Below are 14,351 nucleotides of genomic sequence, written 5' to 3'. Positions count from 1 at the left end.
CTTGTTATACTCCAAGGCTTTTCGCGCCCATGCACATGCAAAGGCGCAAGATAGCCGGCCCAGTTTCTCGTAACGAAGCCGGCATTTGTAAATCAGCCCCGACCAATCGCAGTCGGGAATGGAGAAAACGATGAGCCTTGGACTCGTAGGTCGCAAGGTTGGCATGACCCGTATCTTCACGCCTGAAGGGGACTCGATCCCCGTCACCGTGCTGGACGTGTCGGACAACCGCGTGACGCAGATCAAGACCGTTGAAACGGATGGTTATACCGCCGTTCAGGTTGCATTCGGTGCTCGCCGCGCATCGCGCGTGACGAAGCCGCTGGCGGGTCATCTCGCCAAAGCCGGTGTTCAAGCCGGTGAAATCCTCAAGGAATTCCATATCGATGCAGCCAAGGCAGGTGAACTGTCGAACGGCGCTGTCATCGCTACGGATATCTTCGAAGTCGGCCAGAAGGTCGATGTGCAAGGCACGTCGATCGGTAAGGGCTACGCCGGCACGATCAAGCGCTACAACTTCGCCTCGGGTCGCGCGACGCACGGTAACTCGCGTTCGCACAACGTTCCGGGTTCGATCGGTATGGCGCAGGATCCGGGTCGCGTGTTCCCGGGCAAGCGCATGACCGGCCACCTCGGTGACGAGACCGTGACGGTTCAAAACCTCGAAATCGCCCGCATCGACGCTGAGCGCAATCTGCTGCTCGTCCGCGGTGCTGTTCCGGGTGCGAAGGGCGGCAAGGTCTTCGTGACCCCGGCCGTCAAGACGCGTGCTGTGAAAGGAGCGAAATAATGGAACTTAAGCTCCTGAATGCCAATGGTCAGGAAGGCGCTGGCGTGAACGCATCGGACGTCGTGTTCGGTCGCGATTACAACGAAGCCCTGATTCACCAGGTCGTCGTCGCCTATCAGGCGAACGCACGTAGCGGCAACCGCGCGCAGAAGGACCGCGAGCAGGTCAAGCACACCACCAAGAAGCCGTGGCGCCAGAAGGGTACGGGTCGCGCTCGTGCCGGTATGTCGTCGAGCCCGTTGTGGCGCGGCGGTGGTCGCATCTTCCCGAATTCGCCGGAAGAGAACTTCTCGCACAAGGTCAACAAGAAGATGCATCGCGCGGGTCTCCGCTCGATCTTCTCGCAGTTGGCTCGCGAAGGCCGTATCGCCGTGGTTGAAGACTTCGTGCTCGAAGCGCCGAAGACCAAGCTGCTGGCCGAAAAATTCAAGGCGATGGGTCTCGACTCCGTGTTGGTCATCACCGATACGGTTGACGAAAACCTGTACCTCGCGTCGCGCAATCTGGCCCATGTGGCCGTTGTCGAGCCGCGTTACGCCGACCCGCTCTCGCTGATCTACTTCAAGAAAGTGCTGATCACGAAGGCTGCGGTCGCTCAGATCGAGGAGTTGCTGTCATGAGCGAAGTTCGCAAAAACGATCATCGTTTGATGCAAGTTCTGCTCGCGCCGGTGATCTCCGAAAAGGCGACGCTGGTTGCCGACAAGAACGAACAAGTCGTGTTCGAAGTCGCGCCGGACGCCACGAAGCAGGAAGTGAAGGCTGCTGTCGAGCTGCTGTTCAAGGTCGAAGTCAATTCCGTCAATGTGCTCGTCACGAAGGGCAAGGCAAAGCGCTTTGGCCGCTTCAACGGCAAGCGCAAGGACGTGAAGAAGGCGTACGTCTGCCTGAAGCCCGGCCAGGAAATCAACTTTGAAGCGGAGGCCAAGTAATCATGGCAATCGTGAAAGTTAAGCCGACCTCGCCGGGTCGCCGCGCGATGGTCAAGATCGTCAACAAGGATCTGCATAAGGGCAAGCCGCACGCAGCGCTGCTCGACTCGCAATCCAAGTCGGCGGGCCGTAACAACAACGGCCGTATCACCACGCGTCACCAGGGCGGTGGTCACAAGCAACACTATCGTATCGTCGATTTCCGTCGCAACAAGGACGGCATCCCGGCAAAGGTCGAGCGTCTCGAGTATGACCCGAACCGTAGCGCGAACATCGCGCTGGTTCTGTACGCAGACGGCGAGCGTCGCTACATCATCGCGCCGAAGGGCGTGACGGTCGGCACGCAGCTGATGTCCGGTTCGGAAGCGCCGATCCGCGCAGGCAACGCCCTGCCGATCCGCAACATCCCGGTCGGTACGACGATCCACTGCATCGAGATGCTGCCGGGCAAGGGCGCGCAAATGGCGCGTTCGGCTGGCACGTCCGCCATGCTGCTGGCGCGCGAGGGCGTCTATGCTCAAGTGCGCCTGCGTTCGGGTGAGATTCGCCGCGTGCACGTCGAGTGCCGCGCGACCATCGGCGAAGTGGGCAACGAAGAGCACAGCCTCCGCCAGATCGGTAAGGCCGGTGCGAATCGCTGGCGCGGTATCCGTCCGACGGTGCGTGGTGTTGCAATGAACCCGATCGATCACCCGCACGGTGGTGGTGAAGGCCGTACTGCAGCAGGTCGCGATCCGGTGAGCCCGTGGGGCACGCCGACGAAGGGTTATCGCACCCGCAGCAACAAGCGCACGACGACGATGATCGTCCAGCGCCGTCACAAGCGTTAAGGAGTAGGCAATGACACGTTCTGCTAAAAAAGGTCCGTTCTGCGACGCTCATTTGCTGAAGAAAGTTGAGACGGCTGCGTCCACGCGTGACAAGAAGCCGATCAAGACCTGGTCGCGTCGCTCGACGATTCTGCCGGACTTCATCGGCCTGACGATCGCCGTTCACAACGGCCGTCAACACGTTCCGGTTTATGTCACGGAAAACATGGTCGGCCATAAACTTGGCGAGTTCGCACTGACCCGTACGTTCAAGGGTCACGCGGCCGACAAGAAGGCCAAGAAATAAGGGGCAATCAAGATGGAAGTGAAAGCAATTCATCGCGGTGCCCGCATCTCGGCGCAGAAGACGCGCCTTGTGGCTGACCAGATTCGTGGTTTGCCGGTCGACAAGGCGCTGAACGTTCTGACGTTCTCGCCGAAGAAGGCGGCGGGTATCGTCAAGAAGGTCGTGCTGTCTGCGATCGCGAATGCGGAACACAACGAAGGCGCCGACATCGACGAGCTCAAGATCACGAGCATCTACGTCGACAAGGCTGCTTCGCTGAAGCGTTTCACCGCACGCGCAAAGGGTCGCGGTAACCGCATCGAGAAGCAATCCTGTCACATCACTGTGACGGTCGGGAATTAAGGAGCCAACGATGGGACAGAAAATTCATCCGACTGGCTTCCGTTTGGCCGTCAGCCGCAATTGGGCTTCGCGCTGGTACGCGAACAACAACAATTTCGCGGCGATGTTGCAGGAAGACATCGGTGTTCGTGAATACCTGAAGAAGAAGCTGAAGAACGCTTCTGTCGGTCGGGTCGTCATCGAGCGTCCGGCGAAGAACGCGCGCATCACGATTTACAGTTCGCGTCCGGGCGTTGTCATCGGCAAGAAGGGCGAGGACATCGAATCGCTGAAGGCTGAACTGCAGAAGCGCATGGGCGTTCCGGTTCACGTCAACATCGAAGAGATTCGCAAGCCGGAAACCGATGCTCAGCTGATCGCTGATTCCATCACGCAGCAGCTCGAGCGCCGGATCATGTTCCGCCGCGCGATGAAGCGCGCGATGCAAAACGCGATGCGTCTTGGCGCTCAAGGCATCAAGATCATGAGCGCGGGCCGTCTGAACGGTATCGAAATCGCTCGTACCGAGTGGTATCGCGAAGGTCGCGTGCCCCTCCATACGCTGCGCGCCGATATCGACTACGCGACGTCGGAAGCGAAGACCACGTACGGCATCATCGGCGTGAAGGTGTGGGTCTACAAGGGCGACACGCTGGGCCGCAACGAAGCGCCGGTGGTGGAAGAAGTGGCTGAAGAAAAGCGTCCGCGCCGCAACGCACGTCCGGGTGGCGATCGCCGTCCGCGCCGTGACGGTGAAGGCGCTCCGGCTGGCGCGCGTCGTGGTGCACCCCGTCGCGCTGGCGGTGACGCGAAGACTGGAGAATAACGATGCTGCAACCGAAACGCAGAAAGTATCGCAAAGAGCAAAAAGGTCGTAACACCGGCAAGGCGACGCGCGGAAACGCGGTGTCGTTCGGTGAATACGGTCTGAAGGCTATCGGTCGCGGCCGTTTGACCGCGCGTCAGATCGAAGCGGCGCGTCGTGCAATGACGCGTCACATCAAGCGTGGCGGCCGGATCTGGATCCGTATCTTCCCGGACAAGCCGATTTCGCAAAAGCCGGCCGAAGTGCGTATGGGTAACGGTAAGGGTAACCCGGAGTACTACGTCGCTGAAATTCAACCGGGCAAGATGCTGTACGAAATGGACGGTGTCTCCGAAGAACTGGCGCGCGAAGCGTTCCGTCTGGCCGCAGCCAAGCTGCCGCTCAAGACGAACTTCGTGGTCCGTCAGCTCGGCGCCTAAGGAGTAAATGATGAAGGCAACTGAACTTCGCCAGAAAGACCAGGCCGCGCTCAACAAGGAGCTGTCGGATCTGCTCAAGGCGCAATTTGGCTTGCGTATGCAACTCGCGACCCAGCAGCTCACGAACACGAGCCAGCTGAAGAAGGTCCGTCGCGACATCGCACGCGTGCGCACCGTCATGACCGAGAAGGCGAACCAGAAATGAACGATAGCGTAAAAACCTCGCTCAAGCGGACGCTGGTCGGCAAGGTCGTCAGCAATAAGATGGACAAGACGGTCACCGTTCTGGTCGAGCACCGCGTGAAGCATCCGATCTACGGCAAGTACGTCGTGCGTTCGAAGAAGTATCACGCGCATGACGACGCGAACACGTACAACGAAGGCGATCTCGTCGAAATCCAGGAAACTCGTCCGATTTCGAAGACGAAAGCCTGGGTTGTGTCGAAGCTGGTCGAAGCCGCTCGCGTGATCTAAAGCTGAAGTTGTAGGACAGCGATGCTGTAAGTAGCTGTATCGCAGTAAGTTTCGCTTGCAAGACCGAGATTATTTGTTATAATCTCGGTCTTCCCTCTTTGTGGGAGCCCCGTCGCGGGCGAAATTGGTGGGGGAAGCCGGTTCGGGCGCCAGCCTGTGCCGACAGATTCACCGGATTGCGATGGCGGGTTTCGTCTGCCGTTGCTGCCTGTTCTAACCCAAGCAGCCATTTGGCTGACGGGACCAAGACTGACCGGCTGTGCCATGGTGGTGCAATCGGATTAAGTTGGGAAAGATAAACCATGATCCAGACCGAAACTCGGCTTGAAGTGGCCGACAACACGGGTGCGCGTGAAGTCATGTGCATCAAGGTGCTCGGCGGCTCGAAGCGTCGTTACGCAAGCATTGGCGACATCATCAAGGTGACCGTCAAGGAAGCGACGCCGCGCGGACGCGTCAAAAAGGGCGAAATCTACAACGCCGTGGTCGTTCGTACGGCCAAGGGCGTGCGTCGCCAGGATGGCTCGCTCATCAAGTTCGACGGCAATGCCGCCGTTCTGCTGAACACGAAGCTCGAGCCGATCGGCACGCGTATTTTCGGGCCGGTTACGCGTGAACTGCGTAGCGAACGATTCATGAAGATCGTTTCGCTCGCTCCGGAAGTGCTGTAAGGAGTCGCGATGAATAAGATTCGCAAGGGTGACGAAGTCATCGTCACCACCGGCAAGGACAAGGGCAAGCGCGGCACCGTGCTGGTCGTTGCGGACGACCGTGTGACCGTCGAGGGCATCAACCTCGTCAAGAAGCACGTGAAGCCGAACCCGATGAAGGGTACGACGGGCGGCGTGGAAGCCAAAACGATGCCGCTGCATATTTCGAACGTCGCATTGGTCGACGCGAACGGCAAGGCATCGCGCGTTGGCATCAAGGTCGAAGACGGCAAGAAGGTTCGCTTCTTGAAGTCGACCGGCGCCACGTTGAACGCCTGACGCGGAGTTAAAAATGGCTCGTCTGCAAGAGATTTACAAAGAAAAGGTTGTACCGGAACTGGTCGAAAAGTTCGGTTACAAGTCGGTTATGGAAGTGCCGCGCCTCACCAAGATCACCCTGAACATGGGTCTTGGGGAAGCCGTCGCTGACAAGAAGGTGCTTGAGCACGCCGTTGGCGACCTCACGAAGATCGCGGGTCAAAAGCCTGTCATCACGAAGTCGCGTAAGGCAATCGCTGGTTTCAAGATCCGCGAAGGCTACCCGATTGGCACGATGGTTACCCTGCGTGGCAATGCCATGTACGAATTCCTGGACCGTTTCGTGACGGTCGCGCTGCCCCGCGTGCGCGACTTCCGCGGCGTGTCGGGCAAGGCGTTCGACGGCCGCGGTAACTACAACATCGGTGTGAAAGAGCAGATCATTTTCCCCGAAATCGACTACGACAAGATCGACGCGCTGCGTGGGCTGAACATCAGCATCACGACCACCGCGAAGACCGACGAAGAAGCAAAGGCACTGCTCGCCGGCTTCAAGTTCCCGTTCAGAAACTGAGGTTACCGTGGCTAAACTGGCACTGATCGAACGTGAAAAGAAGCGCGCGCGCCTGGCAGCCAAGTACGCTCCGAAGCGTGCTGAGCTGAAGGCTGTGATCGACGACGCAAGCAAGTCGGACGAAGAGCGCTACCTCGCGCGTCTGGCGCTGCAACAACTGCCGCGTAACTCGAACCCCACTCGCAAGCGTAACCGCTGCGCGATCACGGGTCGTCCGCGTGGCACGTTCCGCAAGTTCGGACTCGCACGCGGCAAGATTCGTGAAATCGCTTTCCGCGGCGAAATCCCTGGCCTGACCAAGGCGAGCTGGTAATAGGAGAAACATAAATGAGCATGAGTGATCCTATCGCCGATATGCTGACTCGCATCCGCAATGCGCAGATGGTCGAGAAGGTTTCGGTGACTATGCCCTCGTCGAAAGTCAAGGTTGCGATTGCGCAGGTTTTGAAGGACGAAGGTTATATCGACGACTTCGCAGTGAAGGCTGAAGGCGCGAAGATCGAATTGAATATCGCGTTGAAGTACTACGCTGGCCGTCCGGTGATCGAGCGCCTCGAGCGCGTTTCGAAGCCTGGCCTGCGCGTGTACCGCGGTCGCAACGACATTCCGCAGGTCATGAACGGCCTGGGCGTTGCAATCGTGTCGACGCCGAAGGGTGTGATGACCGACCGCAAGGCGCGCCAGAACGGCGTCGGTGGCGAAGTCATCTGCTACGTCGCTTAACGCCTAAGGAGAAGAAACATGTCTCGAGTAGGTAAAAGCCCGATCGCGCTGCCGCAAGGCGCGGAAGTGGCCATCAAGGGCGACGTCATCACCGTTAAGGGCCCGCTCGGCACGATCTCGCAACCGGCGAACAAGCTGGTGACCGTGACGAACGACAACGGCACGCTGAAGTTGGCTCCGGCCGACGAAAGCCGTGAAGCAAACGCGATGTCCGGCACGATGCGCGCCCTGGTGGCGAACATGGTGCAGGGCGTTACCAAGGGTTTCGAGCGCAAGCTGACGCTGGTTGGCGTCGGTTATCGTGCGCAAGCGCAGGGCGACAAGCTGAATCTGTCGCTGGGTTTCTCGCACCCGGTGGTGCACCAGATGCCGGAAGGCGTCAAGGCTGAAACCCCGTCGCAGACCGAAATCGTGATCAAGGGCATCGACAAGCAGAAAGTCGGACAGACCGCAGCAGAAGTGCGCGGCTATCGTCCGCCTGAGCCGTACAAGGGCAAGGGCGTGCGCTATTCCGACGAGGTCGTGATCCTCAAAGAAACGAAGAAGAAGTAAGGGTGCGCAATCATGGATAAGACTCAATCTCGCCTGCGCCGCGCTCGTCAGACGCGTATCAAGATCGCTGAGCTGCAGGTTCCGCGTCTGGCCGTGCATCGCACGAATACGCATATCTACGCGCAAGTGTTCTCGGCATGCGGTACGAAGGTCGTGGCAAGCGCCTCGACGCTCGAAGCTGAAGTGCGCGCCGAACTCGCCGACAAGTCGGGCAAGGGCGGCAACGTCAATGCCGCGACCCTGATCGGAAAGCGTATCGCCGAAAAGGCCAAGGCTGCCGGCATCGAATCCGTCGCCTTTGACCGCTCGGGTTTCCGCTACCACGGCCGCGTGAAGGCGCTGGCTGATGCGGCGCGTGAAGCCGGGCTCAAGTTCTAAGGGAAGAATTCGTCATGGCAAAGATGCAAGCGAAAGTTCAGGCTGACGAACGCGACGACGGCCTGCGCGAAAAGATGATTTCGGTCAACCGCGTGACCAAGGTCGTGAAGGGTGGCCGTATTCTCGGCTTCGCCGCACTGACCGTGGTTGGCGACGGCGATGGCCGGATCGGCATGGGCAAGGGCAAGGCCAAAGAAGTTCCGGTCGCTGTTCAGAAGGCAATGGAACAGGCCCGCCGCAACATGTTCAAGGTGCCCCTGAAGAACGGCACGCTGCAACACGAAGTGCACGGCAAGCACGGCGCATCGGCAGTCCTCCTCGCTCCGGCGAAGGACGGTACTGGCGTGATCGCTGGCGGCCCGATGCGCGCAGTGTTCGACGTGATGGGCGTGCAAAACGTCGTGGCCAAGAGCCACGGTTCGACGAACCCGTACAACCTCGTTCGTGCGACGCTGGACGGCCTGCGCAAGCAGTCGACCCCGGCAGACATCGCGGCGAAGCGTGGTAAGTCCGTCGAAGACATTCTGGGCTAAGGTGGTCACCATGTCTGAAAAAACTGTCAAGGTTCAGCTCGTCAAGAGCCTGATCGGGACCCGCGAATCGCACCGCGCAACGGTGCGTGGCCTCGGCCTGCGTCGCCTGAACTCGGTTTCCGAGCTGCAGGACACGCCGGCAGTGCGCGGGATGATCAACAAGGTCTCGTACCTCGTTAAGGTCATCGCCTGAGCGCGACCTACGGATCCAAGGAGTTGAACATGGAATTGAATAACCTGAAGCCGGCGGAAGGCGCGAAGCACGCTAAGCGTCGCGTCGGTCGCGGTATCGGCTCGGGCCTCGGCAAGACCGCTGGTCGCGGTCACAAGGGTCAGAAATCGCGTTCGGGCGGCTTTCACAAGGTCGGCTTCGAAGGCGGTCAGATGCCTCTGCAGCGTCGTCTGCCGAAGCGTGGCTTCACGTCGCTGACGAAGGAATTCGTCGGTGAAGTGCGCCTGGCTGATCTCGAGAAGCTGCCGGTCGACGAAATCGATCTGCTGGCGTTGAAGCAAGCAGGTCTGGTCGGCGAGCTCATCAAGAGCGCGAAGATCATCAAGACCGGCGAGATCACGCGCAAGGTCACGGTGAAGGGCCTGACGGCAACGAAGGGCGCCCGCGAGGCAATCGAAGCCGCTGGCGGCTCGTTCGCCGAGTAACGCGCTAATCGCCGTTACTAGCACTAGCATCGGAGAAGGTACTTGGCTAACAGCCCGAGTCTCGCAAAAACCGGTCGAAGCGCGGCGAAATTTGGCGATCTGCGTCGGCGTGCAGTGTTCCTGCTGCTGGCGTTGATCGTCTACCGCATTGGTGCGCATATTCCGGTACCCGGCATCGATCCGGATCAACTGGCGAAGCTTTTCCAAAGCCAGTCGGGCGGCATCCTCGGCATGTTCAACATGTTCTCGGGTGGCGCTCTGTCGCGATTCACGATCTTTGCGCTGGGCATCATGCCCTACATTTCGGCGTCGATCATCATGCAGTTGCTGTCGATCGTGTCGCCGCAGATGGAGGCGTTGAAGAAGGAAGGGCAGGCAGGACAACGGAAGATCACGCAGTACACGCGAATCTTCACCGTGGTTCTAGCGACCTTTCAGGCGTTCGGTATTGCAGTCGCGCTGGAAAATCAGCCGGCTCTGGTGCTGGACCCCGGCATGGTGTTCCGGCTGACGACGGTCGTCACGCTAGTGACGGGCACGATGTTCCTGATGTGGCTCGGTGAGCAGATCACGGAACGCGGTCTCGGCAACGGCATCTCGATCATCATCTTCGGTGGTATCGCGGCGGGCTTTCCGAACGCAATCGGTGGTCTGTTCGAGCTGGTTCGCACCGGTTCGATGAGCATCATCTCGGCGATCATCATCGTGGTTCTGATCGCGGCGGTCACGTATCTGGTCGTGTTCATCGAACGTGGTCAGCGCAAGATCCTCGTGAACTACGCGAAGCGCCAGGTCGGTAACAAGATTTACGGCGGACAGTCGTCTCATCTGCCGCTGAAGTTGAACATGTCGGGTGTGATTCCGCCGATCTTCGCGTCGTCGATCATCCTCTTCCCGGCAACCATCCTGAACTGGTTCAGTTCGGGTACGCGCACCAACTGGTTCGCGAACACGCTGCACAGCGTGGCCGAGGCGCTGAAGCCCGGTCAACCCGTGTACGTGCTGCTGTATGCGTTGGCGATTGTCTTCTTCTGCTTCTTTTACACCGCACTGGTGTTCAACAGCCGTGAGACCGCCGACAACTTGAAGAAGAGCGGTGCTTTCGTTCCGGGTATCCGTCCGGGCGATCAGACTGCACGATATATCGACCGCATCCTCACGCGTCTGACGCTGGCTGGTGCGATCTACATCGTATTCGTGTGCCTGCTGCCTGAGTTTCTGGTATTGCGCTGGAACGTGCCGTTTTATTTTGGTGGAACGTCGCTGCTGATCATTGTCGTCGTCACGATGGACTTCATGGCTCAGGTGCAGTCGTACGTTATGTCGCAACAATATGAATCGCTGCTCAAGAAGGCAAACTTCAAGGGTGGCAACGTCCCGATGCGTTAATAAGGACTATGGCCAAAGACGATGTTATCCAGATGCAGGGTGAGGTCATCGAAAACCTGCCCAACGCTACTTTCCGGGTGAAATTGGAAAATGGCCATGTCGTCCTGGGACATATTTCCGGAAAGATGCGGATGCACTACATCCGCATCCTGCCGGGCGACAAGGTTACGGTTGAATTGACGCCTTACGATCTGTCTCGTGCACGGATCGTGTTCCGGGCGAAGTGATTTGAAAAAAGGGTAATATCATGAAAGTGATGGCATCGGTTAAGCGCATTTGCCGCAATTGCAAGATCATCAAGCGCAAGGGCGTTGTGCGCGTGATTTGCAGCTCTGATCCGCGCCACAAACAGCGTCAAGGCTGAACGCCGCGCTTTTGCTTGCGCTTTTTGTTTGAGGAAAAACAATGGCTCGTATCGCAGGGGTTAACATCCCGAATCACCAGCATACCGAGATCGGCCTGACGGCAATCTTCGGCATCGGTCGCACGCGTTCCCGCGGCATTTGCACGGCAGCTGGTGTGGAATTTTCGAAGAAGGTCAAGGACCTTACCGACGCAGACCTCGAAAAGCTGCGTGACGAAGTGGGCAAGTTCATCGTCGAAGGCGACCTGCGCCGTGAAGTGACGATGAACATCAAGCGCCTGATGGACTTGGGTTGCTACCGCGGCATGCGCCATCGCAAGGGCCTGCCCCTGCGTGGCCAGCGCACGCGCACGAATGCCCGTACGCGCAAGGGTCCGCGTCGTGCAGCGCAATCGCTGAAGAAGTAAGCGGAACTGACAGTTACAGGAAAACGTAATGGCTAAGGCTTCGAACAACTCCGCGGCGCAACGCGTTCGCAAGAAGGTCAAGAAGAACGTCGCCGAGGGCGTGGTTCACGTTCACGCGTCGTTCAACAACACCATTATCACGATCACCGACCGTCAAGGTAACGCGCTCGCTTGGGCGACCTCGGGTGGTCAGGGCTTCAAGGGTTCGCGTAAATCGACTCCCTTCGCAGCTCAGGTCGCAGCCGAGTCGGCTGGCCGCGTGGCAATGGAATACGGCGTGAAGAACCTCGAAGTGCGGATCAAGGGCCCCGGTCCTGGCCGCGAATCGGCGGTGCGCGCGCTGCATGGTCTTGGCATCAAGATCACCGCGATCTCCGACGTGACGCCGGTCCCGCACAACGGCTGCCGTCCGCCGAAGCGCCGTCGTATCTAATACGTCGACGCAACCGCATGTTGCCTGTCGATGCGCGAGTATCGACGGGTTTCGTGCGTTAGTAAGTTTTGACTAAGCCCACCGTTCGGCCCAAAGGGTTCGGACTAGCGCAGACCGAAGTTCAACGGAAGTCTGCGTGATCAATATTTAAGGATGCAACGTGGCACGCTATACCGGTCCCAAAGCAAAGCTGTCCCGCCGTGAAGGCACCGATCTGTTCCTGAAGAGCGCACGCCGCTCCCTCGCCGACAAGTGCAAGCTCGACAGCAAGCCCGGCCAGCACGGCCGCACGTCGGGCGCGCGTACGTCCGACTACGGCACCCAGTTGCGCGAAAAGCAGAAAGTGAAGCGTATCTACGGTGTGCTGGAACGTCAGTTCCGCCGCTACTTCGCTGAAGCCGACCGCCGCAAGGGCCCGACGGGCGAAAACCTGCTGCAATTGCTCGAGTCGCGTCTCGACAACGTCGTCTATCGCATGGGCTTCGGCTCGACGCGCGCTGAAGCTCGTCAGCTCGTCAGCCACAAGGCGATCATGGTGAACGGCCAAGTCGCGAACATTCCGTCGCTGCAAGTGAAGTCGGGCGACGTCGTGTCCGTGCGCGAGCAGTCGCGCAAGCAGGCTCGTATCGTCGAAGCGCTCTCGCTGGCGCAGCAAGGCGGCATGCCGAGCTGGGTGTCGGTCGACGAGAAGAAGTTCGAAGGCACGTTCAAGTCGATGCCCGAGCGTAGCGATATCGCCGGCGACATCAACGAAAGCCTGATCGTCGAATTGTATTCGCGTTAATCGCGGCGGTAATGGATGGACAGCCGGGGAGGCTGATTGCTCGTGGCAAGAGGTGGCCTCGGCTGTTTATTTTCAGGTTGTCACCGGTCAGCCTTATCGGCGTAACGAGCCGAGGGTATTGAAAAGGAAAACCTATGCAAACCAGTTTGTTGAAGCCCAAGATCATTGCAGTTGAATCGCTTGGTGAGAACCATGCGAAAGTGGTTATGGAGCCGTTCGAACGCGGCTATGGCCACACCTTGGGTAACGCGCTTCGGCGCGTGCTGCTGTCGTCGATGATCGGCTACGCGCCGACCGAAGTGACGATCGCAGGCGTCGTGCACGAATACTCGACGCTCGATGGTGTGCAAGAGGATGTGGTCAACCTGCTGCTGAACCTGAAGGGCGTCGTCTTCAAGCTGCACAACCGCGACGAAGTCACGGTGACGCTGCGCAAGGAAGGCGAAGGCGTCGTCACGGCCGGCGATATCGAACTCGCGCACGACTGCGAGGTCATCAATCCCGAGCACGTGGTCGCGCACCTGTCGAAGGGCGGCAAGCTCGACGTTCAGATCAAGATCGAAAAAGGCCGCGGCTATGTGCCGGGCAACGTGCGCCGTTACGGCGAAGAGTCGGCGAAGATCATCGGCCGTATCGTGCTGGACGCGTCGTTCTCGCCGGTTCGCCGCGTGAGCTACGCCGTGGAAAGCGCGCGTGTCGAACAGCGTACCGACCTCGACAAGCTCGTGATGAACATCGAGACCAACGGCGTGATCTCGCCGGAAGAAGCGATCCGCCAGTCGGCTCGCATCCTGGTCGATCAGTTGTCGGTGTTCGCGGCCCTCGAAGGTACCGAAGCGGCAGCGGAAGCGCCGTCGCGCGCGCCGCAGATCGATCCGATCCTGCTGCGTCCGGTCGATGATCTGGAACTCACGGTTCGTTCCGCGAACTGCCTGAAGGCCGAGAACATCTACTACATCGGCGATCTGATCCAGCGCACGGAAAACGAGCTGCTCAAGACGCCGAACCTGGGCCGCAAGTCGCTGAATGAAATCAAGGAAGTGCTGGCTTCGCGCGGTCTGACGCTCGGTATGAAGCTCGAAAACTGGCCGCCGGCTGGTTTGGACAAGTAAGTCGGACGTCACAGGCGTTACTGGCAAAGACGTGGATTTTCCTTTAAAATCCGCGTCTTGCTTTTTCTCCGACCGGCCCGTGCCCCGCAGTCAGGGAGCAATAGAAGAGCTGGCTCTAAACTCGTTATAGGAAGCTGAAAAATGCGTCATAAGCATGGTCTGCGGAAACTGAACCGCACGAGCAGCCATCGTCTGGCAATGCTCCGCAATATGTCGAATTCGCTCATCGAGCACGAAGTCATCAAGACGACGCTGCCGAAGGCCAAGGAACTGCGCAAGGTCGTCGAGCCCCTCATCACGCTGGGCAAGAAGCCGTCGCTCGCGAACCGTCGTCTGGCGTTCAACCGCCTGCGCGATCGTGATTCCGTTGCGAAGCTGTTCGACGTCCTCGGCCCGCGCTACGCGAACCGTCCGGGTGGCTACCTCAGCATCCTGAAGTTCGGTTTCCGTGTCGGCGACAACGCGCCGATGGCGCTGGTCCAGTTGATGGATCGCCCGGAAGTCGAAGAGACGGAAGAAGTGCAAGAAGCGGAATAAATCCCGTTTTCGGTTGTTCGCAGAAAGGCCAGGCTCGAAGCTTGGCCTTTTTGCTTTTCGGGT

General features: G+C 59.1%; 28 protein-coding genes. All 28 read left to right on the top strand.

Features of this window, described 5'->3' with window-relative positions; all coding sequences use genetic code 11:
- The first annotated feature begins 130 nt into the window (after nucleotides 1–130).
- The 28 genes from rplC (at nucleotide 131) to rplQ (ending at nucleotide 14,288) form a co-directional block, all read left to right on the top strand.
- Entirely contained in the window at nucleotides 131–790 is a 660-nt protein-coding gene (gene rplC, locus AWB77_RS31595) for a 50S ribosomal protein L3 (protein ID WP_050454147.1), read from the top strand.
- Nucleotides 790–1,410, top strand: coding sequence for a 50S ribosomal protein L4 (rplD, locus tag AWB77_RS31590; RefSeq protein ID WP_008343845.1), 621 nt, complete (start codon nucleotides 790–792; stop codon nucleotides 1,408–1,410). The genes rplC and rplD overlap by 1 nt, the downstream gene beginning before the upstream one ends.
- Nucleotides 1,407–1,721 (top strand): 50S ribosomal protein L23, encoded by a 315-nt coding sequence (rplW, locus tag AWB77_RS31585; RefSeq protein ID WP_035967599.1) that lies wholly within the window; start codon nucleotides 1,407–1,409, stop codon nucleotides 1,719–1,721. The genes rplD and rplW overlap by 4 nt, the downstream gene beginning before the upstream one ends.
- A 2-nt stretch (nucleotides 1,722–1,723) precedes the next feature.
- Nucleotides 1,724–2,551: a 50S ribosomal protein L2 gene (rplB, locus tag AWB77_RS31580; RefSeq protein WP_061138393.1), complete on the top strand. Its 828-nt coding sequence runs from the start codon at nucleotides 1,724–1,726 to the stop codon at nucleotides 2,549–2,551.
- Between the two features lie 10 nt (nucleotides 2,552–2,561).
- Entirely contained in the window at nucleotides 2,562–2,837 is a 276-nt protein-coding gene (gene rpsS, locus AWB77_RS31575) for a 30S ribosomal protein S19 (RefSeq protein ID WP_061138392.1), read from the top strand.
- A 12-nt stretch (nucleotides 2,838–2,849) separates the two neighbouring features.
- Nucleotides 2,850–3,179, top strand: a complete 330-nt coding sequence (rplV, locus tag AWB77_RS31570; protein ID WP_007730533.1) for a 50S ribosomal protein L22 — start codon at nucleotides 2,850–2,852, stop codon at nucleotides 3,177–3,179.
- A gap of 10 nt (nucleotides 3,180–3,189) precedes the next feature.
- Nucleotides 3,190–3,984: a 30S ribosomal protein S3 gene (gene rpsC, locus AWB77_RS31565; protein WP_035506762.1), complete on the top strand. Its 795-nt coding sequence runs from the start codon at nucleotides 3,190–3,192 to the stop codon at nucleotides 3,982–3,984.
- Nucleotides 3,985–3,986: 2 nt separating this feature from the next.
- Nucleotides 3,987–4,403: a 50S ribosomal protein L16 gene (gene rplP / locus AWB77_RS31560; RefSeq protein WP_008343852.1), complete on the top strand. Its 417-nt coding sequence runs from the start codon at nucleotides 3,987–3,989 to the stop codon at nucleotides 4,401–4,403.
- A gap of 10 nt (nucleotides 4,404–4,413) precedes the next feature.
- Nucleotides 4,414–4,608, top strand: a complete 195-nt coding sequence (gene rpmC / locus AWB77_RS31555) for a 50S ribosomal protein L29 (protein ID WP_008343853.1) — start codon at nucleotides 4,414–4,416, stop codon at nucleotides 4,606–4,608.
- Nucleotides 4,605–4,877 (top strand): 30S ribosomal protein S17, encoded by a 273-nt coding sequence (gene rpsQ / locus AWB77_RS31550; RefSeq protein ID WP_008343854.1) that lies wholly within the window; start codon nucleotides 4,605–4,607, stop codon nucleotides 4,875–4,877. Before rpmC ends, rpsQ begins: the two co-directional genes overlap by 4 nt.
- Nucleotides 4,878–5,179: 302 nt before the next feature.
- On the top strand, nucleotides 5,180–5,548 hold the full coding sequence (gene rplN / locus AWB77_RS31545) for a 50S ribosomal protein L14 (RefSeq protein ID WP_006998478.1): 369 nt from the start codon (nucleotides 5,180–5,182) through the stop codon (nucleotides 5,546–5,548).
- A gap of 9 nt (nucleotides 5,549–5,557) precedes the next feature.
- A complete protein-coding gene (gene rplX / locus AWB77_RS31540; RefSeq protein ID WP_061138391.1) occupies nucleotides 5,558–5,866 on the top strand; it encodes a 50S ribosomal protein L24 in 309 nt (102 codons plus the stop codon).
- Between the two features lie 13 nt (nucleotides 5,867–5,879).
- Entirely contained in the window at nucleotides 5,880–6,419 is a 540-nt protein-coding gene (gene rplE, locus AWB77_RS31535) for a 50S ribosomal protein L5 (RefSeq protein WP_061138390.1), read from the top strand.
- 7 nt (nucleotides 6,420–6,426) lie between these two features.
- On the top strand, nucleotides 6,427–6,732 hold the full coding sequence (rpsN, locus tag AWB77_RS31530) for a 30S ribosomal protein S14 (RefSeq protein ID WP_008343864.1): 306 nt from the start codon (nucleotides 6,427–6,429) through the stop codon (nucleotides 6,730–6,732).
- Nucleotides 6,733–6,746: 14 nt separating this feature from the next.
- Entirely contained in the window at nucleotides 6,747–7,142 is a 396-nt protein-coding gene (rpsH, locus tag AWB77_RS31525) for a 30S ribosomal protein S8 (protein ID WP_035506756.1), read from the top strand.
- Nucleotides 7,143–7,160: 18 nt separating this feature from the next.
- Nucleotides 7,161–7,694 carry a 50S ribosomal protein L6 gene (rplF, locus tag AWB77_RS31520; RefSeq protein ID WP_061120221.1) on the top strand — a complete coding sequence of 178 codons (534 nt, stop codon included), beginning with the start codon at nucleotides 7,161–7,163 and terminating at the stop codon, nucleotides 7,692–7,694.
- A 12-nt stretch (nucleotides 7,695–7,706) separates the two neighbouring features.
- Complete coding sequence (rplR, locus tag AWB77_RS31515) at nucleotides 7,707–8,072, top strand: 50S ribosomal protein L18 (RefSeq protein ID WP_008343872.1); 366 nt, start codon at nucleotides 7,707–7,709, stop codon at nucleotides 8,070–8,072.
- 14 nt (nucleotides 8,073–8,086) lie between these two features.
- A complete protein-coding gene (gene rpsE, locus AWB77_RS31510) occupies nucleotides 8,087–8,605 on the top strand; it encodes a 30S ribosomal protein S5 (RefSeq protein WP_008343875.1) in 519 nt (172 codons plus the stop codon).
- A gap of 10 nt (nucleotides 8,606–8,615) precedes the next feature.
- Nucleotides 8,616–8,798 (top strand): 50S ribosomal protein L30, encoded by a 183-nt coding sequence (gene rpmD, locus AWB77_RS31505; RefSeq protein WP_006400644.1) that lies wholly within the window; start codon nucleotides 8,616–8,618, stop codon nucleotides 8,796–8,798.
- 29 nt (nucleotides 8,799–8,827) lie between these two features.
- Nucleotides 8,828–9,262 (top strand): 50S ribosomal protein L15, encoded by a 435-nt coding sequence (rplO, locus tag AWB77_RS31500; protein ID WP_008343934.1) that lies wholly within the window; start codon nucleotides 8,828–8,830, stop codon nucleotides 9,260–9,262.
- A 42-nt stretch (nucleotides 9,263–9,304) separates the two neighbouring features.
- Nucleotides 9,305–10,651: a preprotein translocase subunit SecY gene (secY, locus tag AWB77_RS31495; protein ID WP_061138389.1), complete on the top strand. Its 1,347-nt coding sequence runs from the start codon at nucleotides 9,305–9,307 to the stop codon at nucleotides 10,649–10,651.
- An 8-nt stretch (nucleotides 10,652–10,659) separates the two neighbouring features.
- Nucleotides 10,660–10,878: a translation initiation factor IF-1 gene (gene infA / locus AWB77_RS31490; protein WP_004521905.1), complete on the top strand. Its 219-nt coding sequence runs from the start codon at nucleotides 10,660–10,662 to the stop codon at nucleotides 10,876–10,878.
- Between the two features lie 20 nt (nucleotides 10,879–10,898).
- Nucleotides 10,899–11,015 carry a 50S ribosomal protein L36 gene (rpmJ, locus tag AWB77_RS31485; protein WP_004199844.1) on the top strand — a complete coding sequence of 39 codons (117 nt, stop codon included), beginning with the start codon at nucleotides 10,899–10,901 and terminating at the stop codon, nucleotides 11,013–11,015.
- A 41-nt stretch (nucleotides 11,016–11,056) separates the two neighbouring features.
- On the top strand, nucleotides 11,057–11,422 hold the full coding sequence (gene rpsM / locus AWB77_RS31480) for a 30S ribosomal protein S13 (RefSeq protein WP_008344037.1): 366 nt from the start codon (nucleotides 11,057–11,059) through the stop codon (nucleotides 11,420–11,422).
- Nucleotides 11,423–11,450: 28 nt separating this feature from the next.
- The gene (rpsK, locus tag AWB77_RS31475) at nucleotides 11,451–11,855 is read left to right on the top strand and encodes a 30S ribosomal protein S11 (protein ID WP_006052224.1); all 405 of its coding nucleotides are present in this window, start codon (nucleotides 11,451–11,453) and stop codon (nucleotides 11,853–11,855) included.
- 160 nt (nucleotides 11,856–12,015) lie between these two features.
- Nucleotides 12,016–12,639 (top strand): 30S ribosomal protein S4, encoded by a 624-nt coding sequence (rpsD, locus tag AWB77_RS31470; RefSeq protein ID WP_008344042.1) that lies wholly within the window; start codon nucleotides 12,016–12,018, stop codon nucleotides 12,637–12,639.
- A gap of 134 nt (nucleotides 12,640–12,773) precedes the next feature.
- Nucleotides 12,774–13,751 (top strand): DNA-directed RNA polymerase subunit alpha, encoded by a 978-nt coding sequence (locus AWB77_RS31465; RefSeq protein ID WP_044041638.1) that lies wholly within the window; start codon nucleotides 12,774–12,776, stop codon nucleotides 13,749–13,751.
- Nucleotides 13,752–13,892: 141 nt separating this feature from the next.
- On the top strand, nucleotides 13,893–14,288 hold the full coding sequence (gene rplQ, locus AWB77_RS31460; RefSeq protein WP_008344047.1) for a 50S ribosomal protein L17: 396 nt from the start codon (nucleotides 13,893–13,895) through the stop codon (nucleotides 14,286–14,288).
- Nucleotides 14,289–14,351: the final 63 nt, after the last annotated feature.

The organism is Caballeronia fortuita (assembly GCF_001544835.2).
Taxonomy (GTDB): domain Bacteria; phylum Pseudomonadota; class Gammaproteobacteria; order Burkholderiales; family Burkholderiaceae; genus Caballeronia; species Caballeronia fortuita.
This window is presented reverse-complemented; position numbering and strand designations above follow the sequence as displayed.

Excerpts from the sequence above, each read along its gene's own strand:
- rplC (WP_050454147.1), top strand. The coding sequence starts at position 131 with ATGAGCCTTGGACTCGTAGGTCGCAAGGTTGGCATGACCCGTATCTTC.
- rplD (WP_008343845.1), top strand. The coding sequence starts at position 790 with ATGGAACTTAAGCTCCTGAATGCCAATGGTCAGGAAGGCGCTGGCGTG.
- rplW (WP_035967599.1), top strand. The coding sequence starts at position 1,407 with ATGAGCGAAGTTCGCAAAAACGATCATCGTTTGATGCAAGTTCTGCTC.
- rplB (WP_061138393.1), top strand. The coding sequence starts at position 1,724 with ATGGCAATCGTGAAAGTTAAGCCGACCTCGCCGGGTCGCCGCGCGATG.
- rpsS (WP_061138392.1), top strand. The coding sequence starts at position 2,562 with ATGACACGTTCTGCTAAAAAAGGTCCGTTCTGCGACGCTCATTTGCTG.
- rplV (WP_007730533.1), top strand. The coding sequence starts at position 2,850 with ATGGAAGTGAAAGCAATTCATCGCGGTGCCCGCATCTCGGCGCAGAAG.
- rpsC (WP_035506762.1), top strand. The coding sequence starts at position 3,190 with ATGGGACAGAAAATTCATCCGACTGGCTTCCGTTTGGCCGTCAGCCGC.
- rplP (WP_008343852.1), top strand. The coding sequence starts at position 3,987 with ATGCTGCAACCGAAACGCAGAAAGTATCGCAAAGAGCAAAAAGGTCGT.
- rpmC (WP_008343853.1), top strand. The coding sequence starts at position 4,414 with ATGAAGGCAACTGAACTTCGCCAGAAAGACCAGGCCGCGCTCAACAAG.
- rpsQ (WP_008343854.1), top strand. The coding sequence starts at position 4,605 with ATGAACGATAGCGTAAAAACCTCGCTCAAGCGGACGCTGGTCGGCAAG.
- rplN (WP_006998478.1), top strand. The coding sequence starts at position 5,180 with ATGATCCAGACCGAAACTCGGCTTGAAGTGGCCGACAACACGGGTGCG.
- rplX (WP_061138391.1), top strand. The coding sequence starts at position 5,558 with ATGAATAAGATTCGCAAGGGTGACGAAGTCATCGTCACCACCGGCAAG.
- rplE (WP_061138390.1), top strand. The coding sequence starts at position 5,880 with ATGGCTCGTCTGCAAGAGATTTACAAAGAAAAGGTTGTACCGGAACTG.
- rpsH (WP_035506756.1), top strand. The coding sequence starts at position 6,747 with ATGAGCATGAGTGATCCTATCGCCGATATGCTGACTCGCATCCGCAAT.
- rplF (WP_061120221.1), top strand. The coding sequence starts at position 7,161 with ATGTCTCGAGTAGGTAAAAGCCCGATCGCGCTGCCGCAAGGCGCGGAA.
- rplR (WP_008343872.1), top strand. The coding sequence starts at position 7,707 with ATGGATAAGACTCAATCTCGCCTGCGCCGCGCTCGTCAGACGCGTATC.
- rpsE (WP_008343875.1), top strand. The coding sequence starts at position 8,087 with ATGGCAAAGATGCAAGCGAAAGTTCAGGCTGACGAACGCGACGACGGC.
- rpmD (WP_006400644.1), top strand. The coding sequence starts at position 8,616 with ATGTCTGAAAAAACTGTCAAGGTTCAGCTCGTCAAGAGCCTGATCGGG.
- rplO (WP_008343934.1), top strand. The coding sequence starts at position 8,828 with ATGGAATTGAATAACCTGAAGCCGGCGGAAGGCGCGAAGCACGCTAAG.
- infA (WP_004521905.1), top strand. The coding sequence starts at position 10,660 with ATGGCCAAAGACGATGTTATCCAGATGCAGGGTGAGGTCATCGAAAAC.
- rpmJ (WP_004199844.1), top strand. The coding sequence starts at position 10,899 with ATGAAAGTGATGGCATCGGTTAAGCGCATTTGCCGCAATTGCAAGATC.
- rpsM (WP_008344037.1), top strand. The coding sequence starts at position 11,057 with ATGGCTCGTATCGCAGGGGTTAACATCCCGAATCACCAGCATACCGAG.
- rpsK (WP_006052224.1), top strand. The coding sequence starts at position 11,451 with ATGGCTAAGGCTTCGAACAACTCCGCGGCGCAACGCGTTCGCAAGAAG.
- AWB77_RS31465 (WP_044041638.1), top strand. The coding sequence starts at position 12,774 with ATGCAAACCAGTTTGTTGAAGCCCAAGATCATTGCAGTTGAATCGCTT.
- rplQ (WP_008344047.1), top strand. The coding sequence starts at position 13,893 with ATGCGTCATAAGCATGGTCTGCGGAAACTGAACCGCACGAGCAGCCAT.